Source organism: Devosia salina (genome assembly GCF_019504385.1).
In the GTDB taxonomy this organism is placed as follows: Bacteria; Pseudomonadota; Alphaproteobacteria; order Rhizobiales; family Devosiaceae; genus Devosia; species Devosia salina.
Map to the genome: position 1 here is coordinate 164,794 of NZ_CP080590.1, position 23,826 is coordinate 188,619.

Sequence of the window (23,826 nt, forward strand, 5' to 3'; positions counted from 1 at the left end):
CGGCGTAGGTCCTTGTTCCGACACCCCCACCCTCATTCCCTCCCCACAAGGGGGAGGGAGGCGATGGAGCCGACACGATTGTTGCGCGATACCTTCCTCCCCGATGATGACGCCACCGCCCGTTTCGGCGCCGAGCTTGCCACGACCCTGAGGCCCGGGGATATCGTCAGCCTCGAGGGCGATCTTGGCGCCGGCAAGACGGCCATGGCCCGCGCCATCCTGCGCGCCCTCTCCGGCGATCCGGCGCTGGAAGTGCCCTCGCCGACCTTCGCCATTCTCCAGCCCTATGACACTCCGCGCGGCCCGGTGCTGCATGCCGATCTCTACCGCCTCGCCGACGCCGCGGAGGTGGAGGAGCTGGGCCTGCTCGACGACCCCGAGGCCATCGTGCTGGTCGAATGGGCCGAGCGGGCGCCGTCTGTGGTTGCGGCGGTGACGGTGACCGTCAGCCTCGCCATTCCGCCGGGTGGGGCCGGGCGCCATGTCTCGGTGCAACGGAACTGATCTGCCACCGCCGGGTTGGTCCCTCAGCACAAGGAGACCCGCTCATGCCGATGCAGATGCCGCCCATCCAGCCCGATCCCGCTCTGCCCGATGATGGCGTGCCGCCCCCGGTGCCGCCTCTTGGCCCGCAGCCGACACGGCCGGGCGAATATGAGCCACCCGTGCCCGGCGAGGACATTCCCGGCCGGGGCCCCGATTTTCCGCCCGAACAGGATCCCTTTCCCGACGATGTCGAGCCCGATCCGGACCCGCCGCTGCCGGGCTAGAGCGCTTTCAGCAAAAGTGGACACCACTTTTGCGGTTCGAATGCGTGACAAAACAAAGAAATAGAGCTCCCGTTCTGATTCAATCAAAACGGGACTTGCTCTAGGACCAGCGAAAAAGGCCCTGCACGGAACAGGGCCAGTCAGCGCTGAAACAAGCCGGGCGGGTTCGACTATTCGACCCGCCTCTTGTGGTGCTCGTCCTCCTGGGTATTGCCGCGCTTGATGGTCCGGTCGCCGGTGGAATTGTCATAGAATTTGGGCGGTGGGGTCGCCGCCTCGCGCTTCTCGCTGATCGGCGCCTCATGCGGGTCGACCGCAGCGCCCTTGGTCTTTTCGCGGCCTTCGATAATGGCCTTCTGCTGCTCGCGGGTGCGCGGGCCCTGGCCGGTCTTTTCGGTGCCGCGGGTCTCGTGATTGCTCTGTTGCATGGGAGCGTCCTCCTTGTGCATTGCACTCATGCTGCAACGGGCGCGCCTCCCGCGGAGTTGCCCATCGTGATCGGCCAGCCGTTCACGTCTTGAGTAGCGCCACCGTCCTCTCGTCCTCATGCCCGCCGTGAAAGGCGCTGAGCGCGGCGCGGAACAGCCGGTGCTCGGGCAGGGCGCGGGCAAACAGCGTCATCGAGGAGATGAATTTGAGGTCGTCGGGGGAGCCGAAGATGGCGTGGAGATCGCGCGGCGCCACCCCGTCGGGCGCATGCAGCAATACCGCCTCGGTGCATTCATTGAGCCGCGCCCCCAATATCGGATGCTCCGCAAAGGCCCGCGCCTCTTCGAGGTCATCGAGCGCATAGACCCGCGCGGTCTCACTCCGCCCCAGCCCGGCGAGCTGGGGAAAGATGAACCACATCCAGTGCGTCTGTTTCCGCCCGGCCCGCAATTCATGCAGCGCCGCGGGATAGACCTGGTCCTGCGCGGTGAGGAATTTGGCGATCATGGCGCCATGATTGTCGGTCATCGTTGCAGCCTCCCGTTTGCTCTCGATGCCCCAAAACCCAGTCTAGCCGGAATTGCGGACATGCCAACCCGCCGTAAGGCGACGGGACGGGCCCCCGTCTGTCCTCTCCCGCCCGCGGGAGAGGGGGACCGCCGAAAGGCGGTGGAGAGGGGAGCAGCGCGCTCGATACGGCCCCATGGCGGAAGAGTCTGCGGCGGGGATGGTTCTTCCCCTCCTGCGCTCTCCGGCCGGGCCCAACTTGAGGTGTCTCTGGCTGCGGCTGCTTGGTCAGGCGCGCCTGATCGTGCCGCTGAGGCTGGTCGATGCCGCCAGCGTGTTGGAAATGGTGCCATATCTGCGCACATTGGTGTGCAGCAGCTCCAGCCGTCTGTCGGGTTCCGGGCTGTCCACGATCAGCTCATAGGTGATGGCGGTGATCATGGGCGGGCTGTCCTGCCGCTCGGCTTCGAGGCGCACCTCGACGCCGGCGAAATCGAAATGCAGCAGCGGCGCGGCGCGCTCCACCCCCTTGATCATGCAGGCGGCCAGCCCCGCCAGCAGCAGCTCCACCGGGTTGAGCGCGTCCTCGCGCCCGGCCAGCGACGTGTCGAGCACCACCTCGGCATCCCGGGCGCCAGCGACACTGCCGGTCGCGTCGACCCGGCGGGCGGTGATGGCATAGTGCAACATGGTGATGATGGCTCCCCAAGGTGTGACAGCACTCTAGCCCATGCCGGAGGACCGGGCTTGATCGAGCGCAAAGCAAGGATAACCCCTGCCTTTCCTCTCCCGCCCGCGGGAGAGGGGGACCGCCGGGAGGCGGTGGAGAGGGGAGCAAGGCGCGCGATGCCGCGGCGCGTCGACATGTTGGAAGGCCCGAACGCGCGGCCCCCCCCTCCACCACGCATGGCGTGGTCCCCCTCCCCCGCAAGCGGTGAGGCATAGATCGACACGCGGATGCGGACGGGAGGAAGGGCGCGGCAGAAGATCGTACGTCGCTTCGCTCGCGACTATAAAATCCCGGCCAGTGCTGAGTACACTGCTCGCATGCGATAGCGAGTGTATATTTCAATTACCAGCGCGACAAACAAGTAATATCCAGTCGATATAAACAGAAGTACTCCAGAAAGAGATTCATTTACGACCACGTCCGGATACAGAGATGCCAGTATCAAGCCAGACATATTGGCCAGAGCTCCAATCAGCACTGCGCCCATTAGCGGTACGTAGGATCTTTCCATCTCTCGCATCGCATCATGATAAAGTAGCTTGGCTGATGAAAGCTTCCCTCTAAGCTCGTTCGCCTTGGTCGAGTGGCTGTCCTTGATAATGGACAGTTCAGCATCCAGTCTCTTGCCAAGACTAGTCGCTCGTAGTGTAAGTGGAGATCGGAACACAGAAAGGCCAATGCCGATGCCAAAACCTAGCTGTAGAAGGCTTGCAAAGGCTGCTAGATTGCTCAATGTTGCCTCGTGAAGTCCATGGAAGTTAACAAGATACTGCGGCAGGTCCGCGAGCAACGTCAATTCTCTATTGCTCAGGTTGCGGACCGCACTGGAATTAGCGCAGGCAGGCTCGAGGATTTTGAGGCTGGATCGCGCGAGCCGTCATATAACCAGTTGACCGCGTTGGCGGGTGTTTATGGTGTCGCTCCGTATATATTCGCATCCAAGACCCTACCCAACCTAGAGCCTAATCTACCTGATTTTCGCCAGGAGAGGCCCAGGCCTGCTGCTCCCTCGCCACGAGGCATGCATCGAATTTGGGCCGTAGAAAATGCCTCAGAGTATACTAAGCAACTAATGGACGCTTTGGGTTTCAAACCCGAGCAACTAACTAGAAGCAAGCCTGAGCCGACGATCGATTTTGCCAGGAAGCTGCGCGCAGAATTTGAGGAATGGCTACAGCCAAGATTCGACGGCTTCCAGTTCGCAGGTGCCAGCGAACAAAAGTTCTTAGCTGCGTTTCGTCTGTATTTTGAATTTCAGGGCAATTTAGTCAACATCAACGACGCTCCGACGGCGGATTATACGGGTTTTTATGCGGACCCCGAGGTCGGCATTCCTTCAATATTCGTTAATAGAAAGATTTACTCAAAGAAGGCGCAACTTTTCACACTGTTGCACGAGTATTGCCATTACATAATAGGCGCTGAAGGGATATCGGATCCTTTTGTTTCTCGGAACTCGACTGAAGCAGTGTGTAATCGGTTTGCTGCAGAATTTCTGGCTCCTAAAGACCAGTTTATTGATTTGGTCGAGCATCTGCCTAAAGATCGTTTCCAAAGCACCGATAGGCTGATCAAGGCTGTTTCGAATCGTGCTCTGCTTAGCATGCACGCCACAGGAATTAGATTGGTCGAAACTGGCTATCTTAGCCAGTCAGCACTGAATAGTTGGCTGGCCAATGTTTTCAAAAATCCTAGGGTGGAAAAGGACGACGAGCCGGAGGTGGCTGGGGGGCATGTCCATGCGAAGCGCCTCGGCGAGCTTGGATATCTGCCAACGTTTCTCTCCGCTGCCGCGATCAAAGCGAGAATTATTGACCGCCACGACGTCGTAGTGGGACTGGGACTCGCAGATAGCATACAAGACGCGGCCTTTGATCTCGCCCAGCGGCGGTTTGATAGGGCGGCCAACTGACATGTCGCTTCCAGAAGTAAATGGTTGGCTAATAGATTACCGAACGGCTCATGATATTTTCTCGTCGGGAAATAATCAAAAAATATCCCACTGTGTAGAATTGTGTGTTGCTGGGACATTGTTCTGCTGCTTTTGCGAAAAAGAGTTCTTCAACGGCTTCCCACCTTTGAAGTCGTCCTTTATAGCCGAACAAGACAGGGTGTTGGTGCCTGATGAGCGCGTGTTGCAACGCGCCCTTGCCATTGCCGACAGCAAGGTAGGCAGCAATAGACTTAAGGGAAACGACGCAGCGGTTTTCTTGGCGGCGACGGCGTTGGAGAACGACTACGGTGTGATTTCCGACCACACCTCGATCGTATTCTCAACTATTCACGATATTGGTGGGAAGTACGGCATCCCAGTGTTTTCTTCTCAAAGTTACTTCGCCGGTGTTGGCATTTGAGATGCCCACTGCCCTGCGAGCATAGCTCTCCGGGCCTAGCCAGCTAAAATCGCTCCCCCGGAGCGATTTTGCCTTTGGCACGCTGTCTAATGCGCCTCATCCCAATTCTTCGCCGCATGCGCATCCACCTGGATCGGAACCGTCAGCCGCACCGCCGGTTCAGCCGCTGATTCCATCACCTGCTTAATCACCGGAATAGCCTGATCCTCGGTCCCTTCCGGCACCTCGAAGATCAGTTCGTCATGCACCTGCAGCAGCATGTCGGCTTCCACCCCGGCCTTTTTCAGTTCCGGCTCCATGCGGATCATGGCGCGGCGGATGATGTCGGCCGCTGACCCCTGGATGGGGGCATTGATGGAGGCGCGTTCGACAAAGCTGCGTTCGGACGGATTGCCCGAATTGGCATTGGGGAATTGGATCCGCCGGCCGAAAATGGTCATCACATGCCCGTCGGCCTTCACCCGCGCCTTCTGGGCGTCCATATAGTCCTTGATGCCCGGGAAGCGCTCGAAGTAGGTCTTGATATAGTCGCCTGCGACGCCGCGCTCGATCCCAAGTTGATTGGCGAGGCCGAAGGCGGAAATGCCATAGATGATGCCGAAATTGATCGCCTTGGCGCGACGGCGCACATCCGATGGCATGCCTTCCACCGGCACGTTGAACATTTCGCTCGCCGTCATGGCGTGAATGTCCAGCCCTTCCTCGAAAGCGTCCTTGAGGGCCTGGATATTGGCGATATGCGCCAGGACGCGCAGCTCGATCTGGCTGTAGTCGGCCGAAATCAGCACCTTGCCCGGCGGGGCAATGAAGGCGGTGCGGATCTTTCGCCCATCCTCGGTGCGCACCGGAATGTTCTGCAGGTTCGGCTCGTTGGAGGAGAGGCGCCCGGTCAGCACGCTGGCCTGCTGGTAGGAGGTGTGCACGCGCCCGGTGCGCGGATTGATATAGGTGGGCAGGGCATCGGTATAGGTGCCCTTCAATTTGGTGAGCTGGCGCCAGTCGACAATGGTGCGGGCCAGCGGCACGCCCTTCAAGGCCAGGTCCTCGAGCACATCGGCGCCGGTCGACCAGGCGCCGGTCTTGGTCTTGCTGCCGCCTTCGAGCCCCATCTTGTCGAAAAGGATTTCGCCCAACTGCTTGGGGGAGCCGAGATTGAAGCTCTGCCCGGCCAGTTCATGCGCCTCGGCCTCGAGCGCGGCGGCGCGCTGGGCGAAGTCGCCCGAGAGCCGGGCGAGAATCTGCCGGTCGACCATGACGCCGCGCGCTTCCATCCGCGCCAGCACCGGGGCCAACGGCCGCTCGATGGTCTCATAGAGCGTGGTGACGTTTTCCGCGGCGAGGCGCGGTTTCAGCACATGCCAGAGCCGCAGCGTGATGTCGGCATCCTCGGCGGCGTAGCGGGCGGCGGCAGGGATATCGAGCTGATCGAAGCTCTTCTGGTTCTTGCCGGTGCCGGCCAGTTCCCCATAGGTGATGGTCTTGTGGTTGAGCCAATGGTCGGCCAAGACGTCCATGCCATTATAGCGCGGGCCATCCAGCGCATAGGAAATGAGCATGGTGTCGTCGATCGGCGCCATGGCGACGCCATAGCGGGCCAGCACTTCCATGTCATATTTGACGTTCTGCCCGATCTTGAGGATCGACTGGTCCTCGAGCACGCGCTTGAGGGCCTCGAGCACGAATCCAATGGGCAATTGCCCCTCGACCAGCCCTCCGCCACCCAGGAGGTCGCCGGGCTTGGCGTGGCCCACCGGGATATAGCAGCCCTCGCCGATCTCGGTGGAGAGGCACACGCCCACCAGGTCCGCCATCTGCGGGTCGAGCCCGGTGGTCTCGGTGTCGATGGCGACATGCCCCTTGTCGACGATTTTCGCGATGCAGCGCTCCAGCGCCTCGGGCGTGGTGACGATCTCATAGGCGTCGTAATTGACCGGAATGGCCTTGACGCGGGCATGCTCCTCGGCGGCAAAGCGGGCCGGACCGGAACCGGGCACCACATTGGCGGCCAGCTTGGCCTTGGCCACCGAGAGCGTGGTCGATTTCTGGGGCGCGCCGGGGACCGGGCTCTCCTTGTTGGCCGCCAGCTCCGGATCGGGCTCGAAATCATCCGGATTGGCCTCGAGCAGGGTCGCCAGCCGCTTGGTGATGCTGGCAAATTCCATCGCCTTCAAAAACGGGAACAGCGCCGATGGGCTCATCGGCTGACGCACCAGGCCATCAAGGTCGATCTCGACCGGCACCTTCTGTTCCAGCGTCACCAGCGTCTTGGAAATGCGGGCCAGCTCGGCATTCTCGATCAGCTTCTGCCGCCGGGCCGGCTGCTTGATCTCCTCGGCGCGGGCGAGCAGGGTTTCGAGATCGCCATAGGTATTGATCAGCTCGGCCGCGGTCTTGACCCCAATGCCCGGCACGCCCGGGACATTGTCGACGCTGTCGCCGCACAGCGCCTGCACGTCGATCACCTTGTCCGGCGTCACCCCGAATTTGGTGAACACTTCATCGGGCCCGATCCACCGCAGCGGCGGCTGCCCGGGGCGCGGAATGGTATCGAGCAGACGGATCGAGCCATCGGGCTCCACCAGCTGCATCAGGTCCTTGTCCGAGGAGGCGATGGTGACCTTGAACCCCTTGTCCCGCGCCATCACGGCATAGGTGGCCATGATATCGTCGGCCTCCCAGCCCTCCATTTCGATCGAGGGAATGGAAAAGGCGCGCGTGGCCGAGCGGGTCAGCGGAAATTGCGGCACCAGCTCTTCGGGCGCAGGCGGGCGCTGCGCCTTGTACTGCGGATAGAGATCGTCGCGGAAGGTCTTGCCCTTGGCGTCGAAAATCACCGCCATATGGGTGGGTGGTTCGTCGCCATCCAGGTCCTGGGTAAGCTTGTAGAGCATGTTGCAGAACCCCTGCACGCAGCCCACCGGCAGCCCGTCCGACTTGCGGCTCAGGGGCGGCAAAGCGTGGAAGGCGCGGAAGATATAGCCCGAGCCGTCGACGAGCAGCAGATGCATGTTGGCGATTCCCTTTGGTCCGTTCGGCGGCGACTTTATCGCCTCGGGCCCGATCATGGCACCCATTTCTGCCCGCTTGTGTCAGCAGGGCGACAGGCGTTCACGATTGCCGTGAGGGACCTATCTTCGCCACTTTTATCCCCCTAGTTTGGAAACCGATAGGAAGGCGGAGTTCCGCCCTTCCGCCAACAGGCCCGGTGGGGCCTTTAAGGACACCCGTGCAGATCACCCCTATGAGGGGACCGGGCACCACTATTCTGGTGGTGGATGACGATGCCTTGATTACCCTCAATACTGCAGACATTTTGAAAGAGCTGGGACACACCGCAATCGAGGCGTTTTCCGCCCATGAGGCGCTGACCTTGATGCAGAAGCGTTCCGATATCGACGTGCTGATAACCGACTATGCCATGCCCGGCATGACCGGGCTGGAGCTGGCCGAGGCCGCGCGGGCCCTGCACCCGGGCATACCCGTGCTGCTTACCACCGGCTATTCGGACGTGCCCGAAGGTCAGAGCTTCGATTATCCCTGGCTGGAAAAGCCGTATCGGGAAGAGGACCTCACGGTCAGGCTTGCCGAACTGCTCGCGCCCATGGCCGAGTAATCCGGCGGCAAGCCGGCGCCTGTGCGGCGCCGGTGATCAGCGCAACCCGCTTTTTTCCAGCAATCCCAGCCGCTTGGCGTCGTAGTAATAGCCATTGGCATAGAACTGCACCGCGCGATCGTCATTGCCCCCGGCTGTCACATAGGCGCCGGCGAGATAGCGCACGGCATAGCGCAGATTGGTCTCGGCATCGAGCAGGCCCGCCGCTTCGCCGCGATAACCCATGCCGCGTGCCGTGGCGTGGGATATCTGCATGAGCCCATAATAGGGACCATTGCGCGCCGCCGGATTATAGCCGCTCTCGCGCACGATGACGCGCCGCACCAGGTGCTCGGGCACATTGTACTGGGTCGCATAATGGGCGATCAGCCCATCAAGCGGTCCGCGCTCGCTTCCGGCGTAGCCAAGCAGCAGCGAACTGGGCGCGGCCGGCACGGCGGCGGCCTTGGGCACATGCCCGGCTGGGGTCGCGGCCACCGGCGCAAAGCTGGCAATGGCGGCGCTCGCCGATTTGTTGCCGGGCATCGGCTTGATGCCGGCCATCGAGCACCCGGCCAGAACCAGGGCCAGGGCAACGGAACCTGCGATGGGGAGCGGCCGGGCCGTCATGCACATACCTCTCACGCGCCGGAATTCCTGTCTCTCGCCCGCTAAATGTCAAACGCGGCGGCTTGATGGCGGAAATGCGACGCCGGGGCAAGTGTGACCGGACCGATGCCGCCAAAAACCGCCCGTGCCACGGGGCTTGGCCGCCAAAGGTTTACATCTGGGCGCGATGCCCTAGACTTGGGCCTTCGCCGTCGTGCGCTTTTGCGGCAAGCCCACTTGCCGCCACCGAGCCGCTCCGCCCCTTGTTGGCCGGGCGGCCCATTGCGCGACTGACCCTGAAGGCCCTCCTCCTGGCGAGGGCAAGAGACAATTCCGAAAGGCTCGTCCCATGACCACTGCCGCAACCGGCGACACTGTGCGCATCCATTATTCCGGCCGTCTGACCGATGGCACCCAGTTCGACAGCTCCGAAGGCCGCGCGCCGCTCGAATTCACTCTTGGCCAGGGCCAGGTGATCAAGGGGCTCGAGCAGCATGTCGATGGCATGGAAACCGGCACCAAAAGCACCGTGACCATCCCCGCTGAGGCCGCCTATGGCCCGCGCCGTGACGATGCCGTCCAGCAGCTCGACCGCGACAAGGTCCCCGCCGGCATCGACCTCCAGGTCGGCACCCAGCTCCAGGCCCGCACCGCCGATGGCGGCATGCTGCCGATCACCGTGGTGGGTGTGGACGAGCAGTCCGTCACCGTCGATGCCAACCACCCGCTCGCCGGCAAGGACCTGGTCTTCGACGTCGAGCTGGTCGAGGTTGTCAAAGTGGCCTGAGGCGTCACCTAAGCCGCATCCTCTTCCCTTCTCCCCTTGTGGGAGAAGGTGCCCGCAGGGCGGATGAGGGGTCTTGCTCCGGCGGAGGCTTCAAGCCGGAACAGGCCACGAGACTCCGCCCCGTCCCCGAAGGGCTGGGCACGCCGGTGACGTGACCAGAGCGAAGCAGGCCACGAGACCTATGGTCGAGTAGCGGCGCGAATGGCGGGTGGCCGACGGCCGCTTGATGGTCCCCATCCACGATGCGCCCTGCCCATGTCCGATAGAAAAACGCCCGGACGCGACGAATCGCGGCCGGGCGCCCGGGAGATAGCCGTTGCCGGTCCGAGGCCGGCGGCGGCTATTGCTTACTTCAGGAAGTCATCGACATTGTCCTGGGTGACAATGTCATTGCCCGTGTAGATGATCTCGTCGACCGTCTCGCCATTCTTGATGGCTAGCAGCGTATCCATGGCCTTCTGGCCCATTTCATAGGGACGCTGACCGACCAGCCCATGGGCATAGCCTTCCTTGAGCAGTTGCAGCTGCTGGGGCAGCGTGTCGGCAACGACCAGCGCGAGCGCCCCGCTATCCACATCTGCCTTGTACTGGTCGACGAAGTTCTTCCATCCATCGGGCGCGAACATCGGCCAGCCGCCAACCGGCACGATGGCCTTGATGTCAGGATTGGCGGTCTTGAGATCGCCCATCTGCTGCACGGCCAGGGCAATGTCGTCGTTCGAGAAGGTCGGCGAGCCGGGCACTTCGGTCCAGTTCGAACCGGCCAGGGCTTCACGCACGCCATCAACGCGCAGCGCCAGGTTGGGGGCCGCGGCGCCGCCCGAGATCATGCCATAGGTGCCGCCATCGGGGGCCACCTGCAGCAGGAGCTTGCCCAGATCTTCACCGAAAAGCTTGTTGTCGGTGCCGACATAGGCGGTGCGGGTGCTGTCGGGCGCATCGGAGTCGAAGGTGATGACGGCGATGCCGGCTTCGGTGGCGCGGTCGATCACCGTGGTGGCCGCGGCAATGTCGGACACCGAGATGGCCAGGCCATCCACGCCCTGGGTGATCAGGTCTTCGATGATCTGGGCCTGGGTGGTGGCTTCGTGCTCGACCGGGCCGATATAGAGGCAGGTCACATTGCCCAGTTCGGCAGCCCGGGCCTCGCAACCGTCACGGGCCAGGTCGAAGAACGGGTTGTTCATCGCCTTGGGCACGACAGCGAAGGTGTAATTGTCCTGGGCAATGGCGGTGCCGCCCAGGAACATGGTGGCGATCGTGCCGAGCACGATGGCGGTCTTGGTCATGGTAGTCTCCTCCTTTTTGGACCTGCCTTTGGGCAAGCCGCTTCCGTTGCCGGCGAAACAGTTCCGCCGGCCTTCTGACACCCGCCCGGCTCCCTCGGCCGGACGTGGCGATTGCGATGTAAACTCAGCCGTTCCGGGAGGAACGGAGGCGGTCCACCAGCACGGCGGCAACAATGATCGCGCCGACCAGGGTCTGCTGCCAGTATGGGTCGACCCGCGCCAGGACCAGGCCGTTGCGGATCACCTCGATAAGCACGCAGCCGATAATGGCGCCGGCCGCCCCGCCGACACCGCCGGCCAGATTGGCGCCACCAATCACCGCAGCGGCAATGATGGTCAGCTCATAAGCCGTCGCCAGATTGGCGGGGGCCGAGCCGAGCCAGCCCGAAATGATGATGCCGTTGAGCCCTGCCGCGAGCGAGCACAGCACATAGACCTGGATCTTGACCCGATCGACATTGACGCCCGTCAGCCGGCCCGCATTCTCATTGCTGCCAATGGCAAAGACATGCTTGCCCCAGGCGGTGTGATTGAGCGCGACCCACATGATCACGGCGCAGATGATGAGGTAGAAGAAGGCCACCGGGACCTCACCGAATTTGCCTGCCGTGACGGCCAGGAACAGTTCCTTGTCCGGACCGGCCGGAAAGGTGCCGCGCCCCTGGGTCGCCACATAGACAAGGCCGCGCACCATGGAGAGCGTGCCCAGCGTGGTGACGAAGGGGCTGAGCTTGAGCTTGGCAATGGCCAGGCCGTTGAACAGGCCCACAAGGGCCGCCGCAAACAGACCTGCGACCAGCGAGATCAGGAGCGCACTGCCCGCGAAGGGGTAGAAGCCAGCCGTATTCAGGCCATTCATGGCCAGCGAGGTGACCGTGGCCGAAAGGGCAATGGTCGAGCCCACGGACAGGTCGATCCCTCCGGTAATGATCACCAGCGTTATGCCCAGCGTGGCTATGGCAATGAACGAGAAATTGCGGGTGATATTGGAGATGTTGCCGGCGGTAAGAAAGTTGGGCGACAGGAAGCTCATCACGATGATGAGCACGACCAGCGCCGCCAGCACATAGGCGGACTGGCTGGCCAGGAAGCCGCGCTGCCAGAAACGGGTGCGGCCAATATTGGTGAACGTTGCGCTGTGGGCGTCTGACATCACGCGGCCTCCTTGGCGCCGGTGATCAGCGCTGTCACTTCTTCGGGCGAGGATTGTGCAATGGGCTTGTCGGCCACCTTGCTGCCCCGGCGCATGACGATGACCCGCTCGCAAACGGCGAAGACGTCGGGCATGCGGTGGGAAATCAGGATCACGGCGATGCCGGCATCCTTGAGGCGGTGGATGAGGTTGAGCACTTCGGCCACCTGCCGCACCGAGATGGCAGCGGTCGGCTCGTCCATCAGGATCACCTTGGCATCGGAAAGCCGCGTGCGGGCAATGGCGACGGCCTGGCGCTGACCGCCCGACATCTGCCGCACATAATCGCCGCTACGGGTTTCGGACTTCAGTTCGGCAAACAGTTCCGAGGCCCTGGCATTCATCGCCGCATGCCGCAGGAAGCGGAATGGCCCCACCTGGCGCTTGAGTTCCCGGCCCAGGAAGATGTTCTCGGCGGCCGTCAGATTATCGGCGAGCGCCAGGTCCTGATAGACCGTCTCGATGCCCAGCCGCCGGGCTTCGCCGGGGCTATGGATATGGGCGCGATCGCCCGAGAAATGCAGGGTGCCGGCCGTTGGCTGGTAAATGCCGGACATGATCTTGACCAGCGTGGATTTGCCCGCGCCATTATCCCCCATAAGCCCCACGACCTCGCCGGGCTGGATGGCAAAGCTGACGTCGGACAGGGCGCGGATGGCCCCGAATTCCTTGGTCACGCCCTTGAGTTCCAGAAGTGCCAACACGTCCTCCCCTTGTTGGCGGGTCCTTGATGTACGTACCTTTTCTCTGGGTGCATGAGCGCCTTGACGGCAGATGCGCATCCGCGGTGACACCCCTGACGGGGCGCCTGTCGTCGCGATGGTTCTCTGCGTGAGCGCTCGCCTCCTCCCAAAGGCGACCGTGCCTTCTTCTATAACGGAGGATAAATAATACTACAATAGTATTTTATAGGCTGTGACGGGCAGCCCCATGAGGCTATGCGAGGCGGCCGCCCGTGCAAAGACTTTTTTCGGGTCCCGAATTTTCAGGATCTGCAGATTGGGGGAACGCTGTGTCGGGCCGACGATGGGCTTCAAGAACTCATCGACACCTGATCTCACTTAGGGACATTGAACCCCTCACGCATCTCCGCCGCCTTTGCCCGGCTCACGCATTCCTCGGCGTGGTCATTGACCAGACCCATGGCCTGCATGAAGGCAAAGACCGTGGTGGGCCCCACAAAGCGCCAACCGCGCTTCTTGAGGGCCTTGGACAGCGCCTCCGATTCCGGGCTGGTACTCTGGCTTTGTGGCGGCGCAGGCGCCTGGGCCTCGTAACGCCAGACAAAGGCGGCGATCGAACCCGCCTCGGCGATCAAGTCCTGGGCGCGGGCCGCATTGTTGATCACGGCCTCGATCTTGCCCCGGTGGCGGACGATCCCCTTGTCGGCCAGCAGCCGGTCGACGTCAGCCTGCGTGAACGCGGCCACCGCGTCGATCTCGAAATTGGCAAAGCCGGCGCGAAACGCCTCGCGCTTGTTGAGGATGGTGCGCCAGGACAGGCCCGACTGGAAGCCTTCCAGGCTCAGCTTTTCGAACAGCCGCCGGTCGTCGCTGACCGGAAAGCCCCATTCGTGATCGTGATAGGGCACGAATTCGGCTGCCCCGGCACACCAGCCGCAGCGCTTTTGCCCGTCGGGTCCTTCAAAAAGGCTCATCTATCCCCCCTTGTCTGCCCGCCGGCATGTCTACACGCAGTGCTGTCACCTTCTGGCAGCAAGCCCTGCGCCGGGCCAGTCGAAATTTGTTCATCAACGGGGTCCAGGAGGGGTGCGGGCCGCATTTGCCCGGTTGCGCAAACCCGGCCCATCGACTAGTTTGCCGGCCGATCGATCGGGCTCCTCGCCCGATTCTGGCCTGCACCCGTAGCTCAGCTGGATAGAGCGCTGCCCTCCGAAGGCAGAGGTCGTGAGTTCGAATCTCGCCGGGTGCGCCATTTTTCGTGCAAAAGTGGGCACCATTGCCCGCGCGAATAACCAAGCGTCCTCAACAGCTTAGAGCAGCCCGCCTTTGGCGCCGCTGGCGCGCACCACATATTGCCATTCAAGGCCCGGGTGACGGCCACGTGCAGCCAGGCACGGCAGGCGATGGGTCTCCGTCCTGATCGCGTCGGGCTCTGGACGCGAGCTCTCGCCACTTCGGGACATCTGACCTTGCACGGGCGATCGCATCGTCAGACAAGCGTTGCACACCGACAAATGTTGTGCTTAGTTGCTTCTTGCATACGAATGCAAGACCAGTATGCATACGTATGCAGGTGGAGAACGCCAGACGGGGTGGGCGGCCGGGAAGTGGTCGCCGGAAACGGAGTGGGCATGAGCATGCTCAAACTCGGGAGAGAACAATGAAGCACATTTTGATGTTGGCCGTATCCACGGCCGCCCTGGCTCTGGGTGCAGGCGCCGCCTATGCCGAATGCGGCATCGAGGCGGGATCGGTCCGCATCCTCAGCAATGATTTCGAGGCCCTGCGCACGATCAATGCGGCCGCCCAGGAATGCGCCTCCGATGCGGTCACGGTGACCGCAAATGCCACGGCCGAGCACAAGGAAATCCAGGTGCCGGCACTGACCATCAACCCGGCCGAATATACGGTCGCCATGGTGGCCAACAATTCCATCGTGCCACTGCTCAACGACGACCTGATCCGGCCGCTCGACGACCTGGTGGCCAAGTATGGCCAGGACCTGCAGCCCAGCCAGCTGGTCAAGATCGACGGCAAGATCATGGCCATCGCCTTCATGGGCAATGGCCAGCACATGTTCTATCGCAAGGACATCCTGGAAAAGGCCGGGGTCGAGCCGCCCAAGAGCTATGACGACGTGCTCGCCGCGGCTGCAGCCATCAAGGAGGCGGGCCTGATGGAGTATCCGCTGGCCGCCTCGGTCAAGCCCGGCTGGGATCTGGCTGCCGAATTCGTCAATGACTATCTGGGCACGGGCGCGGAATTCTTTGCACCCGGCAGCGCCGAGCTGACCATCGACAACGAGAACGGCCTGGCGGTTCTCAAGGTCATGCGCGACATGACCGCCTATATGGATCCCGACTACCTCACCTACGACGCCACCGAAATCCAGAAGGAATACGAGGCCGGCAAGGTTGCCATCATGAACGAATGGGGCTCGCTGGCCGGGGCCGTTCTCGATGATGAAGGCGCCGTGGACGGCGTGGTGGAAAACACCGTTCTCGCAGCGGCGCCCACCATTGCCGGTGGGTCCATCCCGGCAGCGGCGCTGTGGTGGGACGGCTTCACCATCGCCAAGAACATTTCCGATGCGGATGCCGAGGCGTCGTTCCAGGCCATGGTCCACGGCATTTCGCCCGACATGATGATGGCCAACAAGGATGTCGCCACCTGGCTGATCGCCGGCTATGAGCCCGGCCCGGCCGCAGTCGGGGTGATCGCCAACGCCAATGGCGGCGCGCGGCCCTACCCGATGCAGCCCTATATGGGCCTGCTGCACACAGCGCTCTCCACCGAGCTGGCCGAGTTCATGGCCGGCAGCGAAGACGCCGAACAGGCCCTGGCCGACGTCAAGGCAGCCTATGACACGGCCGCCCGCGGGGCCGGCTTCCTCCAGTAGGTCCTCCCTCGGACGTGCTGCGCCTCCTCCCGTCCGCGGGAGGGGGCAACCCGATCGGCGTGCGCTCCCAGGCCGCCGGCGCCACAGGGGGAACACCGGGCTTTGCACGACGGGCCCGCCGTTCCATTCTTGCCGCTGACAGGCGAAGCGATTTGAGGAGGCGGGCATGCCGCACAAGACATTCTTTGCTTTCATCCTGCCCTCGCTGATCGCCATGGTGCTGTTCATCGCCCTGCCGATCGTCTCGGTCGTGGTGCAGTCGCTCTATGTCAGCCATGAACAGATCCTGGTGGAAGTCGAGAACTGCCAGCCATTCGGCGGTTGCACCAAGGAACTTCGGGTCGACTCCGCCGCCACGGCCGCCTTGCGCGAAGACCAGCCGCTGGGCCGCTTCAATGGCCTGGGCACCTATGTCAACCGCGCGCACCTGGCCACCAGCGAGCTGGGCGCGATCCTTGCTACCCAAGCCGGCCCCGGCGAGAAGTTCGCACAGATCCTCAACCTGCCTTTCTACAAGGCGCTGATCTTTACCCTGGTCTACTGCTTCGTGGTGACGCCGCTGGCCATGGCTCTGGGCTTTGCCATCGCGCTCGCGGTCAATGCCCTGCCCAAGTTCACCAAGGGCCCCATCATCTTCTTCTCGCTCCTGCCCATGATCATCACGCCGCTGATCGGTTCGCTGATCCTCTATTGGATGCTGAGCCCCAATGGCGTGCTGGGCGCCACCATCCAGCACATCTTCAGCGACCCGACCCTGTCGCTGCGCGCCTCGCCAGCGCTGACCTGGGGAGCGCTGCTGACCTATGGCGTCTGGACCAATGCGCCCTTCTCCTTCGTGGTCTTCTATGCCGGGCTGCAGACCGTGCCGGGCGACACGCTGGAATCGGCCATGATCGACGGCGCCTCGCGCTGGGAGCGTGTCCGCTATGTCATCATTCCCCATCTCGCGCCGCTCGCCACCTTCGTGGCGCTGGTGCAGCTGATGGACAATTTCCGCGTCTTCGAGCCGATCGTGGGCTTCTCTGCCGAGGCCAATGCGACCTCGCTGAGCTGGCTGATCTACAACGATCTGAGCGGGGACTCGCAGCAGTTCGGTTCGGCGGGCGCCACCTCGGTGCTGACCATCCTGGGTGTTGTCGTCCTCCTCTCGCCGGTGCTGGTGCGCACCTGGCGCGAATTCAAGCACAAGGCGGTTTGATCATGTCCGAAGCAATGGCCCACAAACGCCCGGTTCTGCTCAATACGCTGATCTACGGATTCATCGTCCTCTGGGTGATCCTGGCGGCCGTGCCTTTCCTGTGGACGGTCTGGGGATCGTTCAAGGTGGAGGCGGACTTCTTCTCCCGCGAGAGCTGGTGGAACGCCATTTTCGGCACCACCACCATTCGTCAGACCGGCGAGGCCTTTACCGGCGCGGGCTATTACGGCGCCTGGGTGATACGCGATTTCTGGCGGGCCGCGCTCAATACGGTCATCGTCACCATCAGCGTCACCGCCATTTCACTGACCCTGGGCACCTTGGGCGGCTATGCCCTGGCCCGCTCTGGCCGCAATTACGCGTTCTGGATCCTGATCGCTGCGCTCGTGTTCCGCGCCATGCCGCATATCACGCTGGTCTCCGGCTATCTGCTGCCCTTCTTCCAGCTCAATATCTGGGGCGTGCTGCCGACCTCGATCATCGTGCTTGTGGCGATCAACCAGCCCTTCACGCTCTGGATGCTGCACTCGTTTTTCCTCTCAATCCCCAAGGATCTCGACGAAAGCGCCATGGTGGATGGCTGCACCCGGTTCCAGGCCTTTCGCATGGTGATCATCCCGGTCATGTGGCCCGGCGTGGTGACGACGGCGCTGTTCAGCTTCCTGCTTGGCTACAATGATTTCGCGGTGACCGCGATGCTGCTGAGCGCCGACAACCAGACCATGGTGCCCAAGATCTCGAGTTTCCTAGGCTCCATCCAGGAGACCGGCAATGTCATGTACGCGGTGGCGGCCGTGGTCTCGGCTACCGTGCCGCTCTTCATCCTCGTGCTCTTCTTCCAACGCCAGATCGTCAGCGGCCTCACCGCAGGCGCAGTGAAAGGCTGATCCCCATGGCGCAGATCCGTCTCAAGAATGTCTCCAAGCGCTGGAACAACTTCATCGGCGTCGATAATTTCAACCTCGATATCGCCGACCAGGAATTCCTGGTCCTGCTGGGGCCTTCGGGCTGCGGCAAGACCACGACCATGCGCATGATCGCCGGGCTCGAGGAGATCACCGAGGGTGAAATCTGGATCGGCGACCGGCTGGTCAACAAGCTCGAACCCAAGGATCGCGACATTTCCATGGTGTTCCAGAGCTATGGGCTCTACCCGAACATGACGGTCTACGAGAACATCCGCTTTCCGCTCAAGGTCCGGAAGGTACCCCAGGACCAGCATGATGAACGGGTCATGAAGGCAGCTCGAATGGTGGAGCTGGAGCCGTTCCTGGACCGGCGTCCGGCGGCCCTGTCCGGCGGGCAGCGCCAGCGCGTCGCCCTGGCCCGGGCCATCGTGCGCGAGCCCAATGCCTTCCTGATGGACGAGCCGCTGTCCAATCTCGATGCCAAGCTGCGGGTTTCAACCCGCGCCCAGATCAAGAACCTGCACCACGCACTCAAGACCACCACCATCTATGTGACCCACGACCAGATCGAGGCCATGACCCTGGCCGACCGCGTGGTGGTGATGAACAAGGGCGTGGTGCAGCAGGTCGGCACGCCCATGGAGATTTATGACCGGCCGGCCAATACCTTCGTCGCCAGCTTCATCGGCTCACCGGCCATGAACCTGGTCGCCGGCACGATCAGCAAAGGGGTCTTCACCAGCGAGGGCATCCGTATCGAAGGCCTGCCACAGGGCGTCGACGGCGCTGTCACGCTTGGCTTCCGGGCGGAAGACGCCAGCCTCGCCGAAACCGAGGGACAGATCGAGGCACCCATCTATACCGTTGAACTGCTGGGTGAGGCCACCATGCTCTCCATGCGGGTCGCCGGCGAACTGGTGTCCATCAAGGTGGGCAAGGACTATCGCGCCGAAATCGGCGATCGCGCCCGCATTGCCATCCCGGCCTCGGCCTGCCATCTGTTCGACCAGGCTAGCGGCACGCGGATCGGAGCATAGGCAATGGCGCGGGAAACCGCTTTCGAGGACCGCGTCAGGGCAGCGCTCGATGAGCATGGAATTGCGGTGTCGGCCGTCGAAGAGGCGGGGCTGCTGCACCTGGCCGCCTGGATGCACGATGGCGTGCAGAGGCTGGACCTGGCCGGCCAACCCCCCGTGGACCACCAGGTGCTCGACCTGCCAATTTCCGAGTTGGGGCAGCGGCTGCGCGACGGACGGCTGAGCGCCGTGGCCCTGGTCCGGGCGACCCTGGCCCGCATCGCTGCCCGCGACCCCGACATCCTGAGTTTCTATCGCGTCCTAGCCGAAACGGCGCTGCGCGAGGCCGAGGCCGCCGATGCGGATCTGGCCGCCGGCATCGACCGCGGACCGCTCCATGGCATCCCGGTCGGCATCAAGGACCTGATCGATGTTGCCGGTGTGCCGACGACCGCCAATGCGCCGGGCCGTGCCGATGCCCTTGCCGAACAGGACGCGGAAGTGGTGCGGCGGCTGCGCGCGGCGGGCGCCATCATCATGGGCAAGCTCGCCACCTATGAATGGGCCACGGTCGGGCCAGACAGGCGGGGCCTCTTCCCGCCGGCCCGCAATCCCTGGAACCCCGAGCATATCACCGGCGGTTCGTCCTCGGGCTGCGCGGCCGCAGTGGCCGGAGGGATGCTGCGCATCACCGTGGGCACCGACACCGGCGGATCGGTGCGGGGGCCATCCTTCTATTGCGGCACGGTCGGGCTCAAGCCCACCTTTGGCCTGGTCCCGACCGATGGTGTGCTCGAACTGGCGCCCAGCCTCGATCATATCGGGCCGATCGCCGCCAGCACCGCCGAGGCCGCCCTGACCCTGGATGTGCTGGCCGGGCTGAGCGGCGAGCGCAGCGCAATGCGGCGCCTTGGCGAGCCGGTCTCGGGCCTGCGGATCGGCTATGCGCGCGACTGGTTTGCCAGCGATGCGCAAACCATGCCGGCTGTGCGGGACGCCGTGGACGCCGCAGTCTCGACGCTGTCGGGGCAGGGCGCACTCGTTACCGAGGTCGCGCTGCCGGACTACCCGGATGTCGAGGTGGCGGTGGCCGCCATTCTTCATGCCGAAAGCTTTCGGCTGCACGCGACTGCGCTGCGCGATCACCCCCAGGCCTATGGCCGCCGCGCCTTCCTCAGCCTTGCGGCGGGGGTGGCGCTGAGCGGCGATGAGGTGGACAAGGCCCGTGCCGCAGGCAGGGCTTTCCGCGCCGCCGTCGACGACCTGCTCGACCAGCACGACGTGCTGATCACAGTGGGGGCGCTGACCACGGCCTTGCCGGCGGCGCCCTTCGAGAAGGAGGCCCAGTGGACGCCGATGCGCACCATCGGCTTCAACGTCTCGGGTCACCCCGTGCTCGCCCTGCCTGTCGGTTTCCATCAGGGATTGCCTATCGGCATGCAGATCGTGGGGCGGCATCATGCCGAGGCGCTGGTGGTCCAGTTCGGCCATGCGATCGAGGTGGCCACCGATTTCGCCCTGCAGCGGCCCCCGGGCCTCCGCTGACCAACAAAACGCGTGCTGACGCACATCACAATCTTGCATTTTTGCATACGTATGCAGTAGCATTCATCGAACGGAGAGGGGATCTCATCATGCCAACCTGGCTCAAGCGCGGTAAGGATGTCGAAGAGCGTGCCGAGGCGGATCGCCAGGTCCGCGCCACGGTGGAGGCCATCCTGGCCGACATCGAGAAGCGCGGCGACGCGGCGATACGCGAGCTCTCGCTCAAATTCGACAAATGGGAGCGCACCGACTTCCGGCTGAGCCAGCAGGAAATCGACGCCTGCAAGGCAGAACTGACCGATCAGGACCTCGCCGACATCGAATTTGCCCAGGCCCAGGTGCGCAATTTTGCGCAGAAGCAGAAGGATACGATGCTCGATCTCAGCGTCGAGACCCTGCCGGGCGTGACGCTGGGGCACCGCCACGTGCCGATCAATGCCGTTGGCTGCTATGTGCCGGGCGGCAAATATCCCCTGCTGGCCTCTGCCCATATGTCGGTGCTGACCGCCAAGGTCGCAGGGTGCCCGCGCGTCATTACCTGCGCGCCGCCCTTCAATGGCAGGCCGGCCCCGGCCATTGTCGCGGCGCAGGCCATGGCCGGTGCGGACGAGATCTATGTGCTGGGCGGCATCCAGGCGATCGGCGCCATGGCCATCGGCACCGAGAGCATCGAGCCGGTCGACATGCTGGTGGGGCCGGGCAACGCCTTCGTGGCCGAGGCCAAGCGCCAGCTCTATGGCCGCGTCGGCATCGACCTGTTTGCCGGCCCGACTGAAACCCTGGTCATCGCCGACGAAACGGTGGATGGCGAACTCTGCGCCACGGACCTTCTAGGCCAGGCTGAACACGGCCCGACATCCCCGGCAATCCTGCTGACGAATTCGGAAAAGCTGGCGCGCGAAACCATGGCCGAGATCGAGCGGCTGCTCGACATCCTGCCCACCGCCGACATGGCCCGCAAGTCCTGGGCGGACTATGGCGAGGTGATCGTCTGCGAGAGCTATGAGGAAATGCTGGCCGAAGCCGACCGCATTGCCTCCGAGCACGTGCAGGTGATGACCGACCGGGATTTCTGGTTCCGCGACAACCTCACCAATTTCGGCGCCCTGTTCCTGGGGCCGCGCACCAATGTGGCCTATGGCGACAAGGTGATCGGCACCAACCACACCCTGCCCACCATGAAGGCGGCCCGCTATACCGGCGGCCTGTGGGTCGGCAAGTTCCTCAAGACCTGCACCTGGCAGAATGTCACCAGCGATGCGGCCTCGGCCATGATCGGCGAATATGGCTCGCGCCTCTCGATGCTCGAGGGTTTTGTGGGCCACGCCGAACAGGCCAATATTCGCGTGCGCCGCTATGGCGGTCGCAATGTGCCCTATGGTACCGCTGCGACACCGACCCGCAGAAACGGCCAATGACATGAACCTGCCCAGGACCCCCAGTTTCCGGCTAGACGGCAAGCGTGCCCTGGTGACCGGGGGGACCCGCGGCATCGGACTGGGGGCATCGGTGGCCCTGGCCGAGGCCGGGGCCCATGTGACGGTTGCGGCGCGCACGCCAAGCGATATCGGGCAGGTCGTCAATGCCTTGGCGGCCGCCGGACATTCTGCCGAGGGCGTGGCCATCGACATCACCGATTTTGCCGCCGTGCGGGACTTCATCGAGGACAGCGACCCGTTCGAAGTGCTGGTCAATTCCGCCGGCACGGCGCGCCACAGCGATATTGCCGGCATCACCGAGCCAGACTACCAGGCCGTGATGCAGCTCAATCTGGGCGCAACGCTGTTTGTCAGCCAGGCCGTGGCCGGAAAGCTCCAGGCAGCGGGCCTGGGCGGATCGATCATCAACATCTCCTCGCAGATGGGCCATGTCGGCGGCCCCAACCGCGCGGTCTATTCGGCCAGCAAACATGCTGTTGAAGGTCTGACAAAGGCCATGGCCATCGAGTTGGGGGCCAGCAATATTCGGGTGAACACGGTCTGCCCGACCTTTATCGAAACAGAACTGACTGAAAAGAACCTCGGCAATCCCGAATTCCGGGCCTGGGTTCTCTCCAAGATCAAGCTGGGGCGACTGGGCCGGGTGGAGGATATCATGGGGCCGATCGTGTTTCTGGCCTCGGACGCTGCGGCGCTGGTGACCGGTGCGGCCCTGTTGGTGGATGGCGGATGGACGGCGGAGTAAAAAAGCCCGGAGTGACCTCGTCCGAAGTGGCGCGCCGCGCAGGCGTCTCGCAGTCGGCAGTCTCCCGCACCTTTACCCCCGGCGCCTCCATCTCTCCCAAGACGCGCGAAAAGGTCATGGCTGCCGCCCAGGAGCTGGGTTATCGGCCCAATGCCATTGCCCGCTCGCTGATCACCAACCGCTCGCGCATCATCGCCGTGGTCATGGCCTATCTGGAAAACCTGTTCTATCCCGATGTGCTCGAGGAACTGGGACGCCTGCTGGCCAAGGAAAACTATCGCCTCCTGCTGTTCACCGGCCAGATGGATCGCGACAGCGACCCGGTCTTCGACCAGTTGATGCAGTACCGTGTCGATGGCATCATCCTGGCCTCGACGACGCTCTCGTCGCACCTCTCCGAAGAATGTGCCGCCGCCGGTATTCCGGTGGTGCTGTTCAACCGCACCACCGAGCGCGATGCGGTCTCCAGCGTCACCGCGCGCAACCGCGAAGGTGGCCGTCGCATCGCCGAATTCCTCCTCGCCGGCGGCCACAGGCGCTTCGGCTATATCTCGGGCATCGAAAGCTCTTCCACCAATCGCGACCGCTTTGCGGGCTACCAGGAAGTGCTGGCCGCAGCCGGGCATGACGACATCGTCGTCGGCGTCGGCAATTACGATCGCGGCGAGGCCGAGGCGGCGGCGCGGGAAATGTTCGCGCGCCCTGACCGTCCCGACGCGGTGTTCGTCGCCAATGACCACATGGCCGTCGCCGTCATGGATGTGGCGCGCTACGAATTCGGCCTCAACATCCCCGACGATCTCTCCATCGTCGGCTATGACGATGTCGGCCCCGCGCGCTGGACGGCCTATGGCATCACCACGATGAGCCAGCCCATGAAGCGGATGGTCGAAGCCACGGTCAATATCCTGATGGGGCAGATCTCGCGGGGCGAGATCGAGGCCGAGCACCGTATCCTGAGCGGTGATCTGGTGGTGCGCACTTCCGCCCGCCTGCCCAAGTCCGGCATTGTCGAAGTCGACGGTCGCCGCCTCTACAAACCCGGCAAGAGCTGAAGAAAATGTCGCTTTCGACACGGCTCCGCCACATCTCCGAGTCATATTGCATACGAATGCAAAACTGCTATCCTGCACA

Annotated in this window: 24 protein-coding genes and 1 tRNA gene; 15 read left to right on the plus strand and 10 right to left on the minus strand. The window is 63.2% G+C overall.

The window, feature by feature from the left end; translation table 11 throughout:
* Window positions 1-63: 63 nt before the first annotated feature.
* Together tsaE and K1X15_RS00855 are read left to right on the plus strand one after the other, a co-directional pair.
* Window positions 64-504, plus strand: coding sequence for a tRNA (adenosine(37)-N6)-threonylcarbamoyltransferase complex ATPase subunit type 1 TsaE (gene tsaE, locus K1X15_RS00850; protein WP_220305649.1), 441 nt, complete (start codon window positions 64-66; stop codon window positions 502-504).
* 44 nt (window positions 505-548) lie between these two features.
* The gene (locus K1X15_RS00855; protein ID WP_220305650.1) at window positions 549-770 is read left to right on the plus strand and encodes a hypothetical protein; all 222 of its coding nucleotides are present in this window, start codon (window positions 549-551) and stop codon (window positions 768-770) included.
* Window positions 771-940: 170 nt separating this feature from the next.
* Here K1X15_RS00855 and K1X15_RS00860 read toward each other — a convergent pair whose 3' ends face one another.
* The 4 genes from K1X15_RS00860 to K1X15_RS00875 form a co-directional block, all read right to left on the minus strand.
* Window positions 941-1,198 (minus strand): hypothetical protein, encoded by a 258-nt coding sequence (locus K1X15_RS00860; protein WP_220305651.1) that lies wholly within the window; start codon window positions 1,196-1,198, stop codon window positions 941-943.
* 82 nt (window positions 1,199-1,280) lie between these two features.
* A complete protein-coding gene (locus K1X15_RS00865; RefSeq protein ID WP_220305652.1) occupies window positions 1,281-1,727 on the minus strand; it encodes a DUF1810 domain-containing protein in 447 nt (148 codons plus the stop codon).
* Window positions 1,728-1,994: 267 nt separating this feature from the next.
* A complete protein-coding gene (locus K1X15_RS00870; protein ID WP_220305653.1) occupies window positions 1,995-2,396 on the minus strand; it encodes an OsmC family protein in 402 nt (133 codons plus the stop codon).
* Between the two features lie 320 nt (window positions 2,397-2,716).
* Window positions 2,717-3,169 carry a hypothetical protein gene (locus tag K1X15_RS00875; RefSeq protein ID WP_220305654.1) on the minus strand — a complete coding sequence of 151 codons (453 nt, stop codon included), beginning with the start codon at window positions 3,167-3,169 and terminating at the stop codon, window positions 2,717-2,719.
* 18 nt (window positions 3,170-3,187) lie between these two features.
* Here K1X15_RS00875 and K1X15_RS00880 point away from each other — a divergent pair, with 18 nt between their 5' ends.
* Window positions 3,188-4,348: a helix-turn-helix domain-containing protein gene (locus K1X15_RS00880; protein ID WP_220305655.1), complete on the plus strand. Its 1,161-nt coding sequence runs from the start codon at window positions 3,188-3,190 to the stop codon at window positions 4,346-4,348.
* 1 nt (window position 4,349) lies between these two features.
* Window positions 4,350-4,790 carry a hypothetical protein gene (locus tag K1X15_RS00885; protein ID WP_220305656.1) on the plus strand — a complete coding sequence of 147 codons (441 nt, stop codon included), beginning with the start codon at window positions 4,350-4,352 and terminating at the stop codon, window positions 4,788-4,790.
* 86 nt (window positions 4,791-4,876) lie between these two features.
* Here the strand turns inward: K1X15_RS00885 and polA are convergent, their stop codons facing one another.
* Window positions 4,877-7,798 carry a DNA polymerase I gene (gene polA, locus K1X15_RS00890; RefSeq protein WP_220305657.1) on the minus strand — a complete coding sequence of 974 codons (2,922 nt, stop codon included), beginning with the start codon at window positions 7,796-7,798 and terminating at the stop codon, window positions 4,877-4,879.
* A 218-nt stretch (window positions 7,799-8,016) separates the two neighbouring features.
* Between polA and K1X15_RS00895 the strand changes: the two genes are divergently transcribed.
* A complete protein-coding gene (locus tag K1X15_RS00895; protein WP_220305658.1) occupies window positions 8,017-8,403 on the plus strand; it encodes a response regulator in 387 nt (128 codons plus the stop codon).
* Window positions 8,404-8,439: 36 nt separating this feature from the next.
* Here the strand turns inward: K1X15_RS00895 and K1X15_RS00900 are convergent, their stop codons facing one another.
* The gene (locus K1X15_RS00900) at window positions 8,440-9,012 is read right to left on the minus strand and encodes a transglycosylase SLT domain-containing protein (RefSeq protein WP_420828359.1); all 573 of its coding nucleotides are present in this window, start codon (window positions 9,010-9,012) and stop codon (window positions 8,440-8,442) included.
* Window positions 9,013-9,340: 328 nt separating this feature from the next.
* Here K1X15_RS00900 and K1X15_RS00905 point away from each other — a divergent pair, with 328 nt between their 5' ends.
* Complete coding sequence (locus K1X15_RS00905; RefSeq protein ID WP_220305659.1) at window positions 9,341-9,778, plus strand: FKBP-type peptidyl-prolyl cis-trans isomerase; 438 nt, start codon at window positions 9,341-9,343, stop codon at window positions 9,776-9,778.
* Between the two features lie 347 nt (window positions 9,779-10,125).
* Here K1X15_RS00905 and K1X15_RS00910 read toward each other — a convergent pair whose 3' ends face one another.
* The 4 genes from K1X15_RS00910 to K1X15_RS00925 all read right to left on the minus strand — a co-directional run bounded on the left by K1X15_RS00910 (window position 10,126) and on the right by K1X15_RS00925 (window position 13,916).
* Entirely contained in the window at window positions 10,126-11,067 is a 942-nt protein-coding gene (locus K1X15_RS00910; RefSeq protein WP_220305660.1) for a sugar-binding protein, read from the minus strand.
* A 124-nt stretch (window positions 11,068-11,191) separates the two neighbouring features.
* Complete coding sequence (locus tag K1X15_RS00915; RefSeq protein WP_220305661.1) at window positions 11,192-12,220, minus strand: ABC transporter permease; 1,029 nt, start codon at window positions 12,218-12,220, stop codon at window positions 11,192-11,194.
* Window positions 12,220-12,960 carry an ATP-binding cassette domain-containing protein gene (locus tag K1X15_RS00920; protein ID WP_240549608.1) on the minus strand — a complete coding sequence of 247 codons (741 nt, stop codon included), beginning with the start codon at window positions 12,958-12,960 and terminating at the stop codon, window positions 12,220-12,222. The genes K1X15_RS00915 and K1X15_RS00920 overlap by 1 nt, the downstream gene beginning before the upstream one ends.
* Window positions 12,961-13,316: 356 nt before the next feature.
* The gene (locus tag K1X15_RS00925) at window positions 13,317-13,916 is read right to left on the minus strand and encodes a DNA-3-methyladenine glycosylase I (RefSeq protein ID WP_220305663.1); all 600 of its coding nucleotides are present in this window, start codon (window positions 13,914-13,916) and stop codon (window positions 13,317-13,319) included.
* Window positions 13,917-14,117: 201 nt separating this feature from the next.
* Here K1X15_RS00925 and K1X15_RS00930 point away from each other — a divergent pair.
* The 9 genes from K1X15_RS00930 (at window position 14,118) to K1X15_RS00970 (ending at window position 23,747) form a co-directional block, all read left to right on the plus strand.
* Window positions 14,118-14,194: transfer RNA gene (locus tag K1X15_RS00930), tRNA-Arg, on the plus strand.
* Window positions 14,195-14,602: 408 nt separating this feature from the next.
* On the plus strand, window positions 14,603-15,841 hold the full coding sequence (locus K1X15_RS00935) for an ABC transporter substrate-binding protein (protein WP_220305664.1): 1,239 nt from the start codon (window positions 14,603-14,605) through the stop codon (window positions 15,839-15,841).
* Between the two features lie 166 nt (window positions 15,842-16,007).
* Window positions 16,008-17,039, plus strand: a complete 1,032-nt coding sequence (locus K1X15_RS00940) for a carbohydrate ABC transporter permease (protein ID WP_220305665.1) — start codon at window positions 16,008-16,010, stop codon at window positions 17,037-17,039.
* A 2-nt stretch (window positions 17,040-17,041) separates the two neighbouring features.
* Window positions 17,042-17,926: a carbohydrate ABC transporter permease gene (locus K1X15_RS00945; RefSeq protein WP_220305666.1), complete on the plus strand. Its 885-nt coding sequence runs from the start codon at window positions 17,042-17,044 to the stop codon at window positions 17,924-17,926.
* 5 nt (window positions 17,927-17,931) lie between these two features.
* Window positions 17,932-18,984 (plus strand): ABC transporter ATP-binding protein, encoded by a 1,053-nt coding sequence (locus K1X15_RS00950; protein WP_220305667.1) that lies wholly within the window; start codon window positions 17,932-17,934, stop codon window positions 18,982-18,984.
* A gap of 3 nt (window positions 18,985-18,987) precedes the next feature.
* Entirely contained in the window at window positions 18,988-20,508 is a 1,521-nt protein-coding gene (locus K1X15_RS00955) for an amidase (protein WP_240549609.1), read from the plus strand.
* An 89-nt stretch (window positions 20,509-20,597) separates the two neighbouring features.
* The gene (gene hisD / locus K1X15_RS00960; protein ID WP_220305668.1) at window positions 20,598-21,926 is read left to right on the plus strand and encodes a histidinol dehydrogenase; all 1,329 of its coding nucleotides are present in this window, start codon (window positions 20,598-20,600) and stop codon (window positions 21,924-21,926) included.
* 1 nt (window position 21,927) lies between these two features.
* Window positions 21,928-22,692, plus strand: a complete 765-nt coding sequence (locus K1X15_RS00965; protein ID WP_220305669.1) for an SDR family NAD(P)-dependent oxidoreductase — start codon at window positions 21,928-21,930, stop codon at window positions 22,690-22,692.
* 11 nt (window positions 22,693-22,703) lie between these two features.
* Window positions 22,704-23,747 (plus strand): LacI family DNA-binding transcriptional regulator, encoded by a 1,044-nt coding sequence (locus K1X15_RS00970; protein ID WP_240549610.1) that lies wholly within the window; start codon window positions 22,704-22,706, stop codon window positions 23,745-23,747.
* Window positions 23,748-23,826 lie beyond the last annotated feature (79 nt).

Excerpts from the sequence above, each read along its gene's own strand:
- K1X15_RS00940 (WP_220305665.1), top strand. The coding sequence starts at position 16,008 with ATGCCGCACAAGACATTCTTTGCTTTCATCCTGCCCTCGCTGATCGCC.
- K1X15_RS00860 (WP_220305651.1), bottom strand. The coding sequence starts at position 1,198 with ATGCAACAGAGCAATCACGAGACCCGCGGCACCGAAAAGACCGGCCAG.
- K1X15_RS00935 (WP_220305664.1), top strand. The coding sequence starts at position 14,603 with ATGAAGCACATTTTGATGTTGGCCGTATCCACGGCCGCCCTGGCTCTG.
- polA (WP_220305657.1), bottom strand. The coding sequence starts at position 7,798 with ATGCATCTGCTGCTCGTCGACGGCTCGGGCTATATCTTCCGCGCCTTC.
- K1X15_RS00945 (WP_220305666.1), top strand. The coding sequence starts at position 17,042 with ATGTCCGAAGCAATGGCCCACAAACGCCCGGTTCTGCTCAATACGCTG.
- K1X15_RS00855 (WP_220305650.1), top strand. The coding sequence starts at position 549 with ATGCCGATGCAGATGCCGCCCATCCAGCCCGATCCCGCTCTGCCCGAT.
- K1X15_RS00910 (WP_220305660.1), bottom strand. The coding sequence starts at position 11,067 with ATGACCAAGACCGCCATCGTGCTCGGCACGATCGCCACCATGTTCCTG.
- K1X15_RS00900 (WP_420828359.1), bottom strand. The coding sequence starts at position 9,012 with ATGACGGCCCGGCCGCTCCCCATCGCAGGTTCCGTTGCCCTGGCCCTG.
- K1X15_RS00885 (WP_220305656.1), top strand. The coding sequence starts at position 4,350 with ATGTCGCTTCCAGAAGTAAATGGTTGGCTAATAGATTACCGAACGGCT.
- K1X15_RS00965 (WP_220305669.1), top strand. The coding sequence starts at position 21,928 with ATGAACCTGCCCAGGACCCCCAGTTTCCGGCTAGACGGCAAGCGTGCC.
- K1X15_RS00870 (WP_220305653.1), bottom strand. The coding sequence starts at position 2,396 with ATGTTGCACTATGCCATCACCGCCCGCCGGGTCGACGCGACCGGCAGT.
- K1X15_RS00925 (WP_220305663.1), bottom strand. The coding sequence starts at position 13,916 with ATGAGCCTTTTTGAAGGACCCGACGGGCAAAAGCGCTGCGGCTGGTGT.
- K1X15_RS00915 (WP_220305661.1), bottom strand. The coding sequence starts at position 12,220 with ATGTCAGACGCCCACAGCGCAACGTTCACCAATATTGGCCGCACCCGT.
- K1X15_RS00955 (WP_240549609.1), top strand. The coding sequence starts at position 18,988 with ATGGCGCGGGAAACCGCTTTCGAGGACCGCGTCAGGGCAGCGCTCGAT.
- K1X15_RS00905 (WP_220305659.1), top strand. The coding sequence starts at position 9,341 with ATGACCACTGCCGCAACCGGCGACACTGTGCGCATCCATTATTCCGGC.
- K1X15_RS00950 (WP_220305667.1), top strand. The coding sequence starts at position 17,932 with ATGGCGCAGATCCGTCTCAAGAATGTCTCCAAGCGCTGGAACAACTTC.
- K1X15_RS00865 (WP_220305652.1), bottom strand. The coding sequence starts at position 1,727 with ATGACCGACAATCATGGCGCCATGATCGCCAAATTCCTCACCGCGCAG.
- hisD (WP_220305668.1), top strand. The coding sequence starts at position 20,598 with ATGCCAACCTGGCTCAAGCGCGGTAAGGATGTCGAAGAGCGTGCCGAG.
- tsaE (WP_220305649.1), top strand. The coding sequence starts at position 64 with ATGGAGCCGACACGATTGTTGCGCGATACCTTCCTCCCCGATGATGAC.
- K1X15_RS00880 (WP_220305655.1), top strand. The coding sequence starts at position 3,188 with ATGGAAGTTAACAAGATACTGCGGCAGGTCCGCGAGCAACGTCAATTC.